This window comes from Dehalogenimonas etheniformans, assembly GCF_014672715.2.
In the GTDB taxonomy this organism is placed as follows: Bacteria; Chloroflexota; Dehalococcoidia; order Dehalococcoidales; family Dehalococcoidaceae; genus Dehalogenimonas; species Dehalogenimonas etheniformans.
In genome coordinates this window covers 283,605-298,413 of sequence record NZ_CP058566.2, presented here as the reverse complement: position 1 = coordinate 298,413, position 14,809 = coordinate 283,605, and the positions used below count along the sequence as shown (strand labels likewise).

General features: G+C 51.9%; 11 protein-coding genes. 6 read left to right on the top strand and 5 right to left on the bottom strand.

All coding sequences use genetic code 11. The features are described from left to right. Window positions 1-162 precede the first annotated feature (162 nt). The gene (locus tag HX448_RS01575) at window positions 163-1,707 is read left to right on the top strand and encodes a reductive dehalogenase (RefSeq protein ID WP_102331433.1); all 1,545 of its coding nucleotides are present in this window, start codon (window positions 163-165) and stop codon (window positions 1,705-1,707) included. Between the two features lie 373 nt (window positions 1,708-2,080). Here the strand turns inward: HX448_RS01575 and HX448_RS01570 are convergent, their stop codons facing one another. The 3 genes from HX448_RS01570 to ftsH form a co-directional block, all read right to left on the bottom strand. After that, window positions 2,081-4,393, bottom strand: a complete 2,313-nt coding sequence (locus HX448_RS01570) for an efflux RND transporter permease subunit (RefSeq protein ID WP_102331434.1) — start codon at window positions 4,391-4,393, stop codon at window positions 2,081-2,083. 47 nt (window positions 4,394-4,440) lie between these two features. Then, complete coding sequence (locus HX448_RS01565; protein ID WP_102331435.1) at window positions 4,441-4,686, bottom strand: AbrB/MazE/SpoVT family DNA-binding domain-containing protein; 246 nt, start codon at window positions 4,684-4,686, stop codon at window positions 4,441-4,443. 599 nt (window positions 4,687-5,285) lie between these two features. Then, window positions 5,286-7,178, bottom strand: a complete 1,893-nt coding sequence (gene ftsH, locus HX448_RS01560) for an ATP-dependent zinc metalloprotease FtsH (protein ID WP_190259891.1) — start codon at window positions 7,176-7,178, stop codon at window positions 5,286-5,288. A gap of 248 nt (window positions 7,179-7,426) precedes the next feature. On the opposite strand from ftsH, the gene HX448_RS01555 reads away from it, so the two are divergent. Continuing rightward, window positions 7,427-8,050 carry a glycerol-3-phosphate acyltransferase gene (locus HX448_RS01555; RefSeq protein WP_102331436.1) on the top strand — a complete coding sequence of 208 codons (624 nt, stop codon included), beginning with the start codon at window positions 7,427-7,429 and terminating at the stop codon, window positions 8,048-8,050. Window positions 8,051-8,067: 17 nt separating this feature from the next. On the opposite strand, the gene HX448_RS01550 is transcribed toward HX448_RS01555, so the two are convergent. Beyond that, window positions 8,068-8,724, bottom strand: coding sequence for a DUF6629 family protein (locus HX448_RS01550; protein ID WP_190259890.1), 657 nt, complete (start codon window positions 8,722-8,724; stop codon window positions 8,068-8,070). A gap of 229 nt (window positions 8,725-8,953) precedes the next feature. Here HX448_RS01550 and HX448_RS01545 point away from each other — a divergent pair, with 229 nt between their 5' ends. The 4 genes from HX448_RS01545 (at window position 8,954) to HX448_RS01530 (ending at window position 12,330) form a co-directional block, all read left to right on the top strand. Then, window positions 8,954-9,859 (top strand): hypothetical protein, encoded by a 906-nt coding sequence (locus HX448_RS01545; RefSeq protein WP_102331438.1) that lies wholly within the window; start codon window positions 8,954-8,956, stop codon window positions 9,857-9,859. A gap of 185 nt (window positions 9,860-10,044) precedes the next feature. Continuing rightward, on the top strand, window positions 10,045-10,344 hold the full coding sequence (locus HX448_RS01540) for a Rieske (2Fe-2S) protein (RefSeq protein WP_102331439.1): 300 nt from the start codon (window positions 10,045-10,047) through the stop codon (window positions 10,342-10,344). A gap of 11 nt (window positions 10,345-10,355) precedes the next feature. Continuing rightward, the gene (locus tag HX448_RS01535) at window positions 10,356-12,005 is read left to right on the top strand and encodes an FAD-dependent oxidoreductase (protein WP_162485813.1); all 1,650 of its coding nucleotides are present in this window, start codon (window positions 10,356-10,358) and stop codon (window positions 12,003-12,005) included. A 79-nt stretch (window positions 12,006-12,084) separates the two neighbouring features. Beyond that, window positions 12,085-12,330: a DUF2769 domain-containing protein gene (locus tag HX448_RS01530; RefSeq protein ID WP_102331441.1), complete on the top strand. Its 246-nt coding sequence runs from the start codon at window positions 12,085-12,087 to the stop codon at window positions 12,328-12,330. Between the two features lie 343 nt (window positions 12,331-12,673). Here the strand turns inward: HX448_RS01530 and ligD are convergent, their stop codons facing one another. Next, on the bottom strand, window positions 12,674-14,803 hold the full coding sequence (gene ligD / locus HX448_RS01525; RefSeq protein WP_102331442.1) for a DNA ligase D: 2,130 nt from the start codon (window positions 14,801-14,803) through the stop codon (window positions 12,674-12,676). Window positions 14,804-14,809 lie beyond the last annotated feature (6 nt).

Sequence of the window (14,809 nt, the reverse complement as noted above, 5' to 3'; positions counted from 1 at the left end):
TAGAACTAGTACTCTAAGCATTTCGGAGTATTCTCAGGAATATGTATGCATACTTTAGTTATTAAGAAGAACCAAAATACTTAGATGACCTAGGCCTTTAGGACGATGTACGAAAAACCTGAACAGAGTATTATTTGTTACAAATATTAACAAGGAGGTTACATGACCACTTTCCATCACACAGTAAGCAGGCGAGAGTTCATGAAAGTTCTGGGCCTGACTGGGGTTGGAGCTGCGGCACTCACGTCTCCCGTATTCCACGACTTGGATGAATTAACCGCCTCTGAGTCAGGTGGCTGGAAGCGCCCCTGGTGGGTAAAATCAGTTGATGAACCGACAGTAGAGATCGATTGGAGTAAAGTTAAACGGTACGACCATCGGACGATGGCTCATTCATCCTATCCGAACGCACAGCATTGGGGCGCAGAGAAGTGGCTGGCGAACCGGGCAGAAAGTTCAGCGGCTACTAAAGCTCGCGTTGGGACTAAAGGAAATACACTCCGCGACACGGCGCTCGGTACAGCCGGTGGTATATTTGGCTCCTACAGACCGGTATTACCCTACATCACCAAGAATCCTAAGGACGGATGGATGGGTCTTACCCCTACGGACCCGCAAAAACTAGGTATGGCCAAATGGCAAGGAACTCCCGAAGAGAATGCTCGTATGATTCGCGCAGCTTCCATTTGTTTTGGTGCTGGCAATATTGGTACGGCCGAACTTTCGGGTCATGAACGAAACCTTGTCTACACCTATACGAGAGTTGGTCCTAAGGGAAATTCGACGGGTGATGGCTTTGTAAACAAATGGCCCCCTCCCGCTGGATACTGGAGAAAAATAGATTTCGAGAATGTTGATGTAGGATATATCGAACCCATTGACGGAGTGGATGATTGCCATTTAGTATTGCCCGATAGACCTCTCTGGGATATCGGGGTGATGATCCCCATGGCTAGGGCATCTTGGAGTACCACGGGTTCGGGTAACAATTCCACAAAACTTTCATCGGAGTCCAACTCTGCTCGTTACCGCATGTTCCATCAATCAACTTATCCTTGTCTCCAAGCATTCATTAATATCTTGGGTTACCATAGCTATGGTTATGGTGCCGGCGATGGTCCTGGCGGAATGATGCCGGCTGAAGCCAGCGCGGTACTCGGCGGTGTTTCTGAGATGGGACGCAGCAGTGAAATTTGCATCCAACCCGAACATGGTCCGGTCACCGGCTACTATAGCATCATAACCGATCTCCCAATGATGCAAGCTAAACCAATCGATGCCGGAATATTCCGCTTCTGCCACACTTGCCGAAGGTGCGCTGAAATGTGTCCAAGTCAGGCGATCTCACATGAAGCGGAACCCAGTTGGGACATCCCGAACTTTGACTACATCGTCCCGAATATGATCAACAACCCCGGAAAGAGATTGTTCTGGACTAACACAACTCAATGTCAAGGATTCTCAGGGATTAACGGGTGTTCGCAGGTATGCCGAGGTATCTGTACTATGAATACTGAAAAAGGCGCTATGGTTCACGAATTAGTACATGCCACGGTATCAACTACCGGTGTGTTCAATGGTTTCATGTGGCAAATGGGAAAAACTTTCGGTTATGAATTGCTTGATTCAGAGAAATGGTGGGAAATGGCACCATCATTACCAACCTGGGGCACTGGCAAGTCCCTCTGGTCAAGTTCACTCCATTGAACTAGCAACCATAAACAACGTTGCACCAAAACCACAGAGAGTCCAAATGGACTCTCTGTGGTTTGTTCAATGTATGTGATCTTTACCTCCTCCTGATGAATTCTTTAGTGGCAGCCTTCAGGTAAATACAATTCTATTCAAAAAACGTATTTAGATACCATGTTTGGTTTGCTCAACAACTAGTGTATGATAAATTAGTAACGGGAGGACGACCATGAAAAACATGAATCGTCCCTCTTCCCAACTCAATGGTGAGCTTGCACGCAGGAAGTCAGAGGTTCGAATCCTCTTCTGCCCACATTGAAGGCAGGCATAAAAACAACTGAGGGGCTCCACTGTTTGGTGGCGCCCCTCAGTATCTAAAATCCAACGTCTATTTGACGGTCGTTGTTTCTATTGCGCGCGCCTTAATTACTTCCAGTTTTCTCCGATCCACCGCCACGATAATCGTCGGCAGGACTACCAGGCTTGAAACCAGCGCAAAACCGACGTTGATCATCGTCACAGCGCCAAAATCAGTCAAGATCGGGAAATCCCGGGCAAAAAGCAACGCCCCGAAACCGCCCACCACGGTCAGACCGGAAGTGATGACCGCCCTACCGATCTTAGTCATCGCGGTTGTCATCGCGACTTCCGGAGTTTCACCCTTTTTGCGCTCTTCGTTATAGCGCATCATGATTAGGATAGTAAATTCGACGCCGATACCGATGATCAGAGATCCGAGGGTGGCGGTAAGAGCTGTGTATTTGATGTGTCCCAGGAACATAACGATACTCGACCAGCCGATGATCATCGCCACGGGAAGCGTGGCGATCAAGGCTCGTGCCGCATTGAATCTAAATAACAGGAAGAGGCCAACGAACACCAGGGCGACTCCCAGTAGCGTCATCTCCGTTCGTCCGGATGTCAGGGAATTCATAATCTCCAAACCGATGATTCCCTCTCCGGTGACGGTAGCTGTAACGCCGGCGGGCGGAGAATCAATGTAGTTTTGAATCACATTTTTCAATTCTCTGAGTTGTTCCGTGCCGATACCGGGGCCAGTCCTGATCGTTATGTTTGCCACGGTATTATCTGGCGTTAACAAATTACCTTTTAGCAACGCGGGGACATAGCTTAGGGCCTGATCGATACCGGCTTGGGTCTCAGGAATTTGCCCCTGGTTTATCTGGGCGACGGTATCGGCGATGCCGCTTGCCCCAATGACGGGCACCGCTGATTGGGATAATATCTTCCCTTCGACATCTATCATCCAGACGAGCGCTCCCGGCGAGGTCACATTGGTACCCTTGATCATTATGCTAAAAGCCGCGGAGCCACCGGAAAGCTGCGCCAGTTCGTTGAAATCTTTCATCAACGGAAGGTCTTGGGAGATGTATTTTTGTTCGTCGGTTTCAGTGGGTATCCTGCCATCGAGCGCCACGCCGGCTACGGTGCAAAGGACAGCGATAGCAATTATCAGCACCGGATTGCGAATAACCCAAGGAGCCAATTTTCCCAACCCTCTCTCGACCAATCCGGCTCGTCCTTCGGCAAGTGGTTTGGTGTTGTTGCCATTGGTTTTAGCAGCCTTGCCGCGATCGTGGATATAAAGGATTGGCAGCAGGATAAAGAGCGAAACTAGATAGCAGGCTACTATGCCCATGACCAGCATTTGGCCGAACTGGCGGATCATCGGTACCGGTGAAATGAAGAGAGCAACAAAGCCAAGAGCTGCGGCAATGATAGCAATGGCGATAGCCGGCCCGATGTGTCTGACGGAATCGATGATAGCTTCCCCGACCGTTTCGCCACGCCTTGCTTCTTCGTCATAGCGGTTGTGGAACTGGACGGCGTAGTCGACGCCTAGGCCGATCAAAATCGGTAAAATGGCCATGCTGACCATCGTGATTGGTACTGACAGCCAGCCCATCATACCGAAGGCGTAGATGCTGCCAATAGCCACCACACCCAGCGGCAGCCACCGCCAGGCAAAGAATCCCCTGACCGAAAAGACGACCGCCAGGATAACAAGCATCAGCAGCATCGAAATGCTAATCATGGTACTCATGCTTTTTGTCATAAGTGCCTGCATCTCGGAAAAAATAACGGAAGCCCCGGTCACCGATCCCTGAACGCCAGTAAATGTCGCATCGGCTATCGCCGCCTTCGCTGAGCTTACCAGCGAATCGATCTGTGCCTGAGATACTCCGCCCTTCATCGTGACGATGACGATGCCGATGGTATCGGTCGGGAAGAAGTTCCTCATTTCCGGGCGAATCTCGCCATTATCGAGAAGTATGGCGTTCAACGTTGCCTGGTCTGGCGGCAAAACAGCCGCGCCTGTTATTTGAGCCATCGCTTGCCGCAGGGCAAAACCGGGACCCACCACGGATAAAACGCCATCCTGGCCGCTCAATTGCTGCTCAATAGCATCCACCTGGGACACATTGCCGAGATTTACCAACTCGGTCAGGCCGTCGGCGCGGGTCAATACTATTACGGTATCGGCCCCAAAATAGTCGTTAAATTCCTGATAGTCTCGATAGACCTGGGAATCGGTGTTCACCATCGTTTCCATTCCGGTCGCCCATGTCAGGCGCGTTGCTCCGAACATAGCTCCGGCTAAAAGGATAACACTGGCGATTATCACCAGGGCTCTTTTTTCTTCGATGAACCTGCCTAAACCTTTGAAAAACGCGTCCACGCACACCTCTCTATTATTGAGAAAAAAGATCGAAATTGAGATTCAAACTAGGTGCTCAACGATGCTTTTTCGAGCGCCCTTAGCATCTCCGAAGCCTTGGTCAAAAATCCTGTGATGTTTTCGGCTTTAACAACCATCAACCCGCCGGGGCTCCCGAATACGAGCAACTTTGATGAGGGAGTGATATCGAAGTCTTTGCGGGCTTCGGCCGGAATAACCATCTGGCCACGTTCACCGATCGTAGTGGATCCGTAAAATTTTGGCGACCAGACCCCGTTAAAATCGTTCTCCATCACACCATCCTCATACAAGTATGAATAATATGATAGAATAAACCATGTGATATGTCCACCTGTCCAGACCCTACTCCAGCCTTACCAAGTACCAAATCCCAAGCTCTAAATCACAACTAAGCTCAAAATTCTAAATCCAAGGTCAAAACCAGCGATAAATATTCGTTTTTCGTATTATTGATAAAAGTTTTATCAAGAAACGAATCATTCATTTTCAGCTTTAGCCCAATCGTGGGATTCGTTTCCAAAAACGAAGGAAAACCAAAGGGCAAACGTCAGCCTGTCCGAATAATACCAATTCTCCAATGCTCCAATACCCCTCGACGCCACCCGGATTCTCGTTTTACGGGGATAGAGGACAAGCGTGCTGTTTGCGTTCACGCGGGTATTATAGCACGGGTGTTCCTTGGGATTGTCAAGCGTCTCGTGTCGTTTTTGGTCTGATGTTTTGTTATGTTAAGTGCCAAGCTTGAGCCGGCTTAGGCTTGCCCTGTCGCGCAAAGAAATGCTTATTTGCGTACCACTCGATAATTACGATACATGGATTTATTTGGATAGCGACAAGGTTAGGCTGTACGAAATTTTTGGTTGTCCCGTGTTCAAGCCTGCGTTTGACCAGCCGACCCGGTCGAATTGGCAGAATTCGCCACTGGCTGCTCGGTAATGGGCTCCGTAAACGCTTTCTCCAGCTCCGGCCCCTCCAGCGTTTCCTTGGTTAGGAGGATGCCCGCCAGGTGGTCGAGCCTCGGCCGGTTTTCCGAAAGGATTTTTCGGGCGGTGTCGTGGGCGTTCTCGAGAATCACCCGTACTTCATCGTCGATTTGCCTGGCGGTGTCCTCGCTGTAGTCCTTCATCTCGGGGGGACCGATGCCGAGGTAACCCTGGACCGTCGTCTGACCGTAGGTCCTGAAACCGAGCTTGTCGCTCATGCTGTATTCGGTGACCATCCTTCTGGCAATATCTGTGGCTTGCTTGATGTCGCCGTGAGGGCCGGTGGAAACTTCGTTGAACACCATCTGTTCGGCGGCGTGTCCCGCCATGAACGTCGCCAGGGTGCTCTTGAACTGAGATACGGTGATGAAATACCTGTCTTCCTCCAAAAACCTGGTGTATCCGCCCATGGACCCGCGGGCTACTATGGAGATCTTCAGGACAGGATCAATATTTGGCAGGTTTCGGGCGACCAGAGCGTGGCCTGCCTCATGGTATGCCGTCAATTCTTTGTCCTTGGGTCTGATTGCCAGACTCTTCCTCTCGGGTCCAGCTAAAACCCGGTCGATGGAATCAGCGAGTTCTTCCTGGTTGATGATCTTTTTATCCCGGCGTACGGCCAAAATCGCCGCTTCGTTCATGAGCTCTGCCAGGTCAGCGCCGCTGAAGCCATGGGTCTGCTTGGCGATCAGTTCGATGTCCACGTCCTTTGCCAGGGCTTTGCCTTTTGAGTGGATCTTGAGGATGGCGATGCGGCCGTTGGTGTCGGGACGGTCAAGCGTGACCCTGCGGTCAAACCGTCCCGGCCGGAGGAGCGCCTGATCCAGGACATCGACCCGGTTCGTGGCGGCCAGGACGATCACACCGATGTTCGGGTCGAATCCGTCCATCTCCACCAGGATCTGATTGAGTGTCTGTTCTCTTTCTTCGTGGCTCCCCGGGATGTTGCCGGCCCTTTGCCGGCCTACGGCGTCCAGTTCGTCGATAAAAATGATGCAGGGCGCCATTTTTTTGGCTTCGGAGAACAGATTTCGCACCCTGGCGGCGCCCACGCCAACGAACAACTCGACGAATTCGCTGCCGCTGATCGAAAAGAACGGGACGCCCGCCTCCCCGGCTAATGCCCGGGCAAGGAGGGTTTTACCGGTTCCGGGCGGACCGACCAGCAGGACACCCTTGGGAATTGTGGCTCCGATAGCCTGGAATTTCGCCCTGTCCTTTAAGAATTCAACCACTTCCTGCAGGTCTTGTTTGGCTTCTTCCACACCCGCAACATCCGCAAAAGTGACTTTAGGCCGGTCCGGCGACAATAGCTTTGCGCCGCTGCGCCCAAAACCGGCGACATCTCCGCCTGCGGCCTGACGGCGGGTAAAAAAGAAAAACATCAGGATAAAAAGAACCGGGATACCCAGGTAAATGAGCAGGGACGTCAGATTGCTGGCCGCGGCATTGGTCGATGTATTGACCGGAAAAACGAACCCTAGCGATTTCAGGTCCGCCATATTCAATGAATCGATGTTTGTAGTCAGAACCGTTCCCGTAGATGCGGTCTTTGCGGTGCCGTTACTATCGGTGATCGGAATGGACGCCGGAGCATCGACGGCCATTGACATGGTACCTGACCCGGTGTCGATCTGTACTTTGCTGAACGAATTCGATTGAGATAGTCTTATTGCCTCGCCCAGGCTTACGCTTATCGCGTTCCCGGATGCGGCGCAGCCTGACAGAAATATCGCCCCCAATATTGCGAGAACACCTGCAATTCTCTTCGAAAACGTCATCGGTCGCACATTATCAGACTATGATTGTTTTCACTGTTCCTGATTCACTCTATCACGAGGAAACGGCAACTAAAAATGGCATTGGGGGTTGATTCCGGACTGTTCTGGTCGTTAACGGCCAGACACAATCCGTACCATGGATTCACCAAGCCGCCCTGCTTCCCATGGTCTGCATATCAGAAATTCGCTCCCCCATGAGATGCTATATAAAAGACAGGCAATAACAGGTCGATGTATGATGTAAACCGATGATTTGGCTGATAATAGCTAGCTATTTTATCGGCTCATTCCCGACTGCCTACCTGACCGGACGGCTGCTCGGGCGCCCAGACATCATGACTTTGGGCGATGGCAACGGCGGATCCCAGAACGTTGCCCGTTCATATGGATTCAAGTACGGCCTTATGGTATTTATCATCGATTCGCTGAAAGGGGCGCTGGTGATCGGCCTGGCATCATCGCTTGTCGGCACCCTGTCGGCAATGCTATGGGCAGGCACCGTGTGTGTTCTGGGACACACCTGGTCAGTGTTTCTCGGTTTCCGGGGCGGCCGCGGCGAGGCTACCGCGATCGGTGTGTTGACGACACTCATTCCCCTGCCGATGATCATTGCCGGCACATTCGCAGTCGGCACCTTGATCTGGACCAAAAGTGTCATCAAAACGAGTATAGTTATGTTCGCACCGTTGAGCCCTCTGTGCTGGTACACCGGCGTTTCCAAACAATTGACGATTTACTCGATGACTCTGCCGGTAATCCTCGGAATTATCTACCTTATCAAAGAACGGCAAAGACTAGCGGGCATCGTTCCTGAACCCTGCCCTGAAACAGAGCAGCCAGACAAAAAAGATGCCAACTCGGATTCTTTCTAAGCCGTTTTGTCGATCGATTAACTTGTTTTGACGTCTAGTGTTTTTCGAGACGTTCGCACTATCCAAAAAATCATCACGCTCAATAGAGCCGCAAAGAAGCACCATACGGAAGTGACAAACTGTGTATAGAAAATCACCGACACCGCCAGTGAAATCGATATCGCCAGCCCCAAAATCCAAACGCGCTTGACCGACGAAACAAACAGCGGCACTATCGTGGAAACGCCATACAGGACCGGAATAAATCCCTGTGATGATGGGAAATTGTCGAGGTATTTGATGTGTAAACCCTGGATTTGAGCCGTCACCTGGTAATTCACCAGAGAGTAGGCGTTAAACGCGGAGACAATCCCTCCGGCAACAATCAACAATATCAAAACCGCCTTGCGCTCTTTTACCTTCTCCATAAGATAGATCGACAACGGGATTACTGACGGCCAGGCTACCAGAGCTACTGCTAAGAATATCTTTGTGGCGGTATCTTGAATTACCCCGTGACTACCGGATCCGAGTGTCAGCCAAAGGGCTCCTTCCGCGAACTGCTGTAAAGCAAAAATAAAGGGGATGCTAGCAAAAAGCCGTTGCTCCGGCTTCAGCTTTTCACGTTGGGTAGCGACCCCGACACCGGAAATCACTGTTCCTCCGGCGAAACTGGCAACCGCTGAGAAACACATACGTCTTCGTTTCTAACAATCCTGAAGCCTTATGGCTTCTCCGCAATTGTCCCACCGGCGGGCGCAGTTACCAAAAAACAAACTGATGATCCGCGGGCAGAACTCAAGTTTACTGGCGTAATCTCCCTGAAGTAAGTACCGAATGCAGAAAAAATAGGTGCTTTCACGGATTACCCAAACCTTTCATGGCCATTACGATGGATGTATGTGTATTCACAGGAGGGCTGACATGAAATATGCCAAGGTTATCAAAATCTTCGCCTTCGTTTCCGCGCTCGCGTTGCTTTTAATCCCGGCTGCCTGTACCACCGGAAGCAACACTCAGACCACGACCACCGGGCCGGCTGTTCAGGGTCCAGTGATCAGCATCACCTCGCCGTCGTTCAATTTTGATCCAGCGCATCCCGGTGAAAGGCCGGTGATAGCGGGTCCTACCAGCATTACCATAACCGTTGACGTCTCCGGCTTCAATCTGGTGCCTGAGGGGCAAACCGGTCAGGCACCTTACGGCCATATCATTTACTATCGCGACGTCGTCCCTCTCATCAGTACCGGCCAACCGGCACTCACTGACCCGGGGACCTATGTTTCAACGATTGCCAAGAGCCATACCTGGCAGAATGTCCCGACAGGGCCGCATATTTTTTATGTGATGCTCGTGAATTCGGATAATACGCCCCTGAGCGTTCCCGCTTTTGACAACGTCATGGTCATAGTCGAAGGCGCGCCGGTTTCCATCGGTCAGCCGACTAGCGCACCGGGCGCGGATCTGGCTATCATTACACCAACCTTTGATTTTGATCCCGCTCATCCGGGTGAAAGGCCTGTGGTCAACGGGCCGGATATCACCATCGGAGTTCAAGTAACCGGTTTCAACCTGGTCCAAGCCGGACAGACCGGGCAGGCGCCTTACGGCCACCTGGTTTATTACCTAGATGCCATTCCGCCCACCACCGTCGGCCAGTCAGCGTTGACCTCAGCCGGCACGTTTGTCTCCACCACTTCGTTGACTAACACCTGGAAAAACATCTCCCAAGGACCGCACGTTTTTTGGGTCCAATTAGTGAATACGGACAATACTCCGTTGACTCCTGCGATCATGGTCAACATCACCCTGATTGTCATCAACCCTTGATTCCTTTGAGCCGGATAGAGAAAAGAGGGAAGCGCGGGCTTCCCTCTTTTTTGTTTGTGAAAAACCGGATTTCCGAATAGGAAACCTATGTGACCAATTCGGAAAAATTAGGTAAAACTACGAATAGTAACCCGATTTTTTCTGGGCTATGCTGTTGAAAGGACTGACAAACACAGGGGGCTAAGATGCTTAACGCCTCGACCCGGGATGTCCCGGCCGGCACTATGATCGGTATCGAATCCGAAGGCAAATCTGTTCTGATTGCCAACATAGGCGGCAAGTATTACGCCATTAATAACATCTGCACCCATATGGGCTGCACTCTGTCTAACGGGACGTTGAAAGGAAACCAGGTTCAATGCCCGTGTCATGGATCGACGTTTGATGTCACTACCGGCGGGCTGGTGCACGGCCCGGCGAAAAAGCCAGAACCATCCTATAAAGTAACGGTCGAAGATGAAAACATCACCGTCGACGTGCCATGAAAGGTCAAGCTATGGAAAATATCAAGTGGGATTCGGAAGTTGACGTAATTGTCGTCGGAACCGGAGCAGCAGGTTCCGCAGCCGCATCGGTGGCTTTCAGCAAGGGGTCTTCAGTGCTGATGCTTGAAAAGGGCAAAATGGTCGGCGGCACCACCATGAAATCGGGTGGCCAGCCCTGGATCCCCAACAATGTCTTCCTCAGAAACCAGGGCACGGTTGATGATCGTCAGGATTGCCTGAAGTTCATGGCCAGGGGCAATTATCCCCAACTCTACGACCCGACGAACCCGCATTTCGGACTCATGGACCAGGAGTACAGCTTACTCGAGGCTTATTACGACAACGGGTACAAGGCGATCGACTATTTTATGAAGATCGGCGCCTGCCAATTTGTATTGTCACAACCGGTGCTTCCAGACTATGTCGACCACGTCCCAGAGAATAAAGTGCTGCGCGGCAGACTGGTGGCTCCGGCAAACCCCCAGGGGATGACAGGTTTTGGAATAGATTTGATCAAGCAGTTCAGTAAATGGATAAAAGATCACGGCATTCCGGTTCTCTTGAATCACCGCGCCCGGCGGATTTTATTGAACGACAGGCGAGAAGCCGTCGGTGTCAGCGCGGAATTGCCTGACGGCACCGTTAAAAACTTCAGAGCTAAAAAAGCTGTGGTCTTCGGTTGCGGCGGCTTCACCCACAACCGCGATTTGATCCTGCACTTTCAAAAAGGGCCGACCTTCGGGGGCTGCGCCGTCATCACCAACACCGGCGACCTGGTTTATATGGGCCAGGCCGTGGGCGCTCAACTCTCCAACATGAACTGCGCCTGGAATGCCGAGATTCCCCTGGAACCGGCACTGGAACTCTCCAGCACGCCTGACGACATCTGGCAGCCGCTCGGGGACAGTATGATTTTGGTCAACAAATACGGCAAACGGGTTGTCAATGAGAAGAGAAATTACAATGATCGGACCAAGGTTCATTTTTATTGGGACCCCGTTGAACAGGAGTACCCCAACCAGATCCTTTGTATGATCTACGATCAGCGCACCGTCGATGTGTACGGTGACTCGCCCGAGCCCTACCCTGTCCCGCCGCCCGGAACGAAGGAGAATTATGTCATAGAGGGCAAAGACTGGGACGATCTCAGCAGGAACATCAGGCAGCGGGTAGCCGAACTCGCGCCCCGGATCGGTAGTTGGAGGCTGGCAGAGGGTTTTGAAGAAAATCTGAAACAGACCGTGCTCCGTTTTAATCAATTCGCCAACCGCGGTATCGACGAGGACTTCCAGCGCGGCGGCTTCCCCTATGATGTTGAGTGGCATACACAGATATTTTCCATACCCTCCAAAGACACCAAATGGCCGGAAAACGACCGACCGAATCCGACTATGTACCCGTTTACCGCCTCTGGACCTTATTATTGCATCCTCATTGCCGGAGGCACCCTGGACACAAACGGCGGCCCCAGGATCGACCCCGGTGCTCATATCCTCGATACCGAAAATCGACCGATCCCCGGGCTCTACGGGGCCGGCAACTGTATCGCCGCCCCGATGCCTAACTACATCGCGGGCGGTGCAACCCTGGGCAATGCCCTGACTTTCGGATATGTCGCTGGTTTGAACGCCGCCGAAGAAAAGGTCAAGGAAATCGCTTGACGAAATTGAGGACTTAAGCATTCCCTGTGCGTGCATAGCATTTCTTGAAAAGAAAAAATAAAGGAGATTCCCGAATCCAATGGATAACTCTAATCCCGTAAAAAAGGCCATCCTCGGTTTTAATAGCGCCTTGTTCTGCCGTTGCCAGAGTTGTCCGACTTACCCGGGGAAAAACGATCCGCGAGTTTACTGCGAGAGGGGCAAAAGCCCCTTGGAGATCAAACGGATTAAATGCCTGTGTCCCACGTGTTTGGTGTGGAAAGTCAACGGTTTTAAAGATACTTTCTATTGCGATACGGGGAAAGACCCGAAGTCCAGAATATAGTGTGTATCAGGATTTTTTTAAGACAGGTATTTCTTACGTTCTTCTGTTGAGAACTTTTAATTCGTATGGGGAACGGCTTCAAATATAGTCGCCTAAATAGTTGTAGCGGAATCAACGCCTGCCTCGACTACGTCAGCGGTCATGCCGGTTTGTTGTATCCGATGTCGCCCCAACATGCCGGCGGTCAGGTACCCTGTCTAAAAGAATGTTACCTGCCCAAATACTGCTCGTCTTGTCTCGAACTAAAACAGCGCTGTCTGATCGATGTCTTAGACTAAGGCTCTATCTGCCTATCCCTGAATTTATCCACGCCGGGTGCGGAACGTGAGCCATTTGCTATAGGTCAGGAGGAGTTTTTTCCGGGCACTATTTCTGTCTTTAACGGCTTCTTGGATTTCATGATGTCTGCCCACACATCGCCTAGTGTTGCCAGGCGAGAAGGCACGTTCAAAATATTGAAATCTCCCGGATAAATGTGTTCCAGTTCCTCCCATTTAACAGGTAGCGACACCCCCGCCCACGGCGTGGGCCGCGCCGAATAAACCGAAGCTACCGTTTTGCCCCGGACGTTCTGCCGATAGTCCAGGAATATTTTGCCGCGCCGCTTTTCCACCGCCCACTCCGTGGTTATCTTGTCGGGGTACTGGCTCTCAACCAGTCGGCTTATTACCCCTGCAAAATCGCGGGTGACGTCATAATTGAATTGGCGCCTGATCGGAGTGAACAGATGTAAGCCGGTCTTGCCGGAAATTTTGATAAATGGAGTGAGTCCTACCGATTCGACCGCCTCCTTGACCCATAACGCGGCTTCGACGGCGGCTTTGAACGCATCTTTATTCAGCTCCGGCTCCCCTCCCGCGGCCTCCTCCCCCGAATAGATATAGGGATCGATATCGAAAACCACAAAATCCGGTATACCTGCTAAATAGTCGCCCAGATGGTCCGGGCTTCCTCTGTATCCGGAGATATCCGGCCTGTCAGGCCTCTCCCCGACCCGCGAGTACCAAGTATGGATTTCAAGGTCCGCCAACTGCCCCAACCAGATCATGGTGGCCAGGTTGTTGCAAAGAAGGTAGTCCTGAAAGGCGTCGTTTTCCTTTGAAAAGATGCTGACTGTCTCGACAAACTTTGGCAGTTCCGTTTCCCAGTGTTTCTGGTAGAACCGGTCTTCCAGAATGCCGTTCGGGTACCGGGTTAGAGTGAGGGGCCTGTCTTTAAGGTGAGGTAAAATGTAAGGCGCAACCTCGACGAGGTACCGGATATAATCGCGCTTGGTCAGCGCCTTACGACCGCGGTACTCGGGCCAGAGCACCTTGTTCATCCGGGTCAGGGATACTTCGTGATTTTCGGATTTGACCCGAACATCATCGTCCAGATTTTGCAGCGCCTCGAGTATCTGCCGCGTCGATCCGCTTAGTTCGACGGTGCTGGATCCCGAAAACGGAGAAGGCGCCTCTACCTGGGAACGGATTATATCCTTGGCGGCTTTGTCTCCTCGGAGGCGCAGAAACACGGCGTGGCGGAGCAATCCTCCAGGCGTCCACTCGGCAAACTTCACCTCGGCAACCAGTCTGGGTTTCACCCAGGTCACCCCCTCGGCGTACTCAAAAGTTGCCGAGAAAGGCGGCTTATCAGTGACCAGCGGCTTCAGCCTGGCTTCGATTTCCCTTAGAGTCGAACCATCAAATCCGGTACCGACGCTTCCGGCGTAGATCAGTTTGCCTTTGTCATAATACCCCAGCAATAGAGAGGCAAAATTTTCCGATCTCTTGCCGTAACCCCTGGCGAAGCCGCCGATGACAAATTCTTCGCTTTGAGTATGCTTGACCTTGATCCATTCGGATGAGCGTTTGCCCGCCAGATATATCCCCTTTCTCATCTTGGCGACGATGCCCTCCATACCGGCGTCGACTGAGGCTTGGAAAATCTTGGCGCCGTCGCCCTCGAAATCGGACACCAACTTCAGATTCGGCCCGGGATTGAAGACCCGTTTTAGAATCGCGTGCCGGTTGTCCCATGCGACACCCGTCAGATCGAAGCCATCGAGATACAGGACATCGAAAATGTAATAGACTGTGTTGAACTGCTTGCCGGTGTGCTGGTGCGGCAGGCCGACGAGCTGCTGCAGGCATTGAAAACAAGTCTTGCCTTTTTCATCAATAGCGACGATTTCGCCGTCGAAAATAACGCTGGGATGTTTCAGGTTGGATAATCCTGTGACGATTGCCGGGAAATAACGGGACATATCGGTGTCGTTACGCGACCGGAGTGTGACCTTGCCGCTGTCGATGAAAGCCAGTGTGCGGAAGCCGTCCAGCTTGGGTTCGAAGATCCATTCGTCGCCCTGGGGCGGTTCTCTGCCGAGCTGGGCCAGCATCGGGGAGATGGACCGGGGCACCGGAGCCTCTACCGCCCCATCCGGCATCTCGGTTGGTAGCGGATCAGGTTTACGCTTCCGTTTCGCAGGAGGCATGTCGTC

Excerpts from the sequence above, each read along its gene's own strand:
- HX448_RS01575 (WP_102331433.1), top strand. The coding sequence starts at position 163 with ATGACCACTTTCCATCACACAGTAAGCAGGCGAGAGTTCATGAAAGTT.
- HX448_RS01565 (WP_102331435.1), bottom strand. The coding sequence starts at position 4,686 with ATGGAGAACGATTTTAACGGGGTCTGGTCGCCAAAATTTTACGGATCC.
- ftsH (WP_190259891.1), bottom strand. The coding sequence starts at position 7,178 with ATGACGTTTTCGAAGAGAATTGCAGGTGTTCTCGCAATATTGGGGGCG.
- HX448_RS01555 (WP_102331436.1), top strand. The coding sequence starts at position 7,427 with ATGATTTGGCTGATAATAGCTAGCTATTTTATCGGCTCATTCCCGACT.
- HX448_RS01550 (WP_190259890.1), bottom strand. The coding sequence starts at position 8,724 with ATGTGTTTCTCAGCGGTTGCCAGTTTCGCCGGAGGAACAGTGATTTCC.
- HX448_RS01545 (WP_102331438.1), top strand. The coding sequence starts at position 8,954 with ATGAAATATGCCAAGGTTATCAAAATCTTCGCCTTCGTTTCCGCGCTC.
- HX448_RS01540 (WP_102331439.1), top strand. The coding sequence starts at position 10,045 with ATGCTTAACGCCTCGACCCGGGATGTCCCGGCCGGCACTATGATCGGT.
- HX448_RS01535 (WP_162485813.1), top strand. The coding sequence starts at position 10,356 with ATGGAAAATATCAAGTGGGATTCGGAAGTTGACGTAATTGTCGTCGGA.
- HX448_RS01530 (WP_102331441.1), top strand. The coding sequence starts at position 12,085 with ATGGATAACTCTAATCCCGTAAAAAAGGCCATCCTCGGTTTTAATAGC.
- ligD (WP_102331442.1), bottom strand. The coding sequence starts at position 14,803 with ATGCCTCCTGCGAAACGGAAGCGTAAACCTGATCCGCTACCAACCGAG.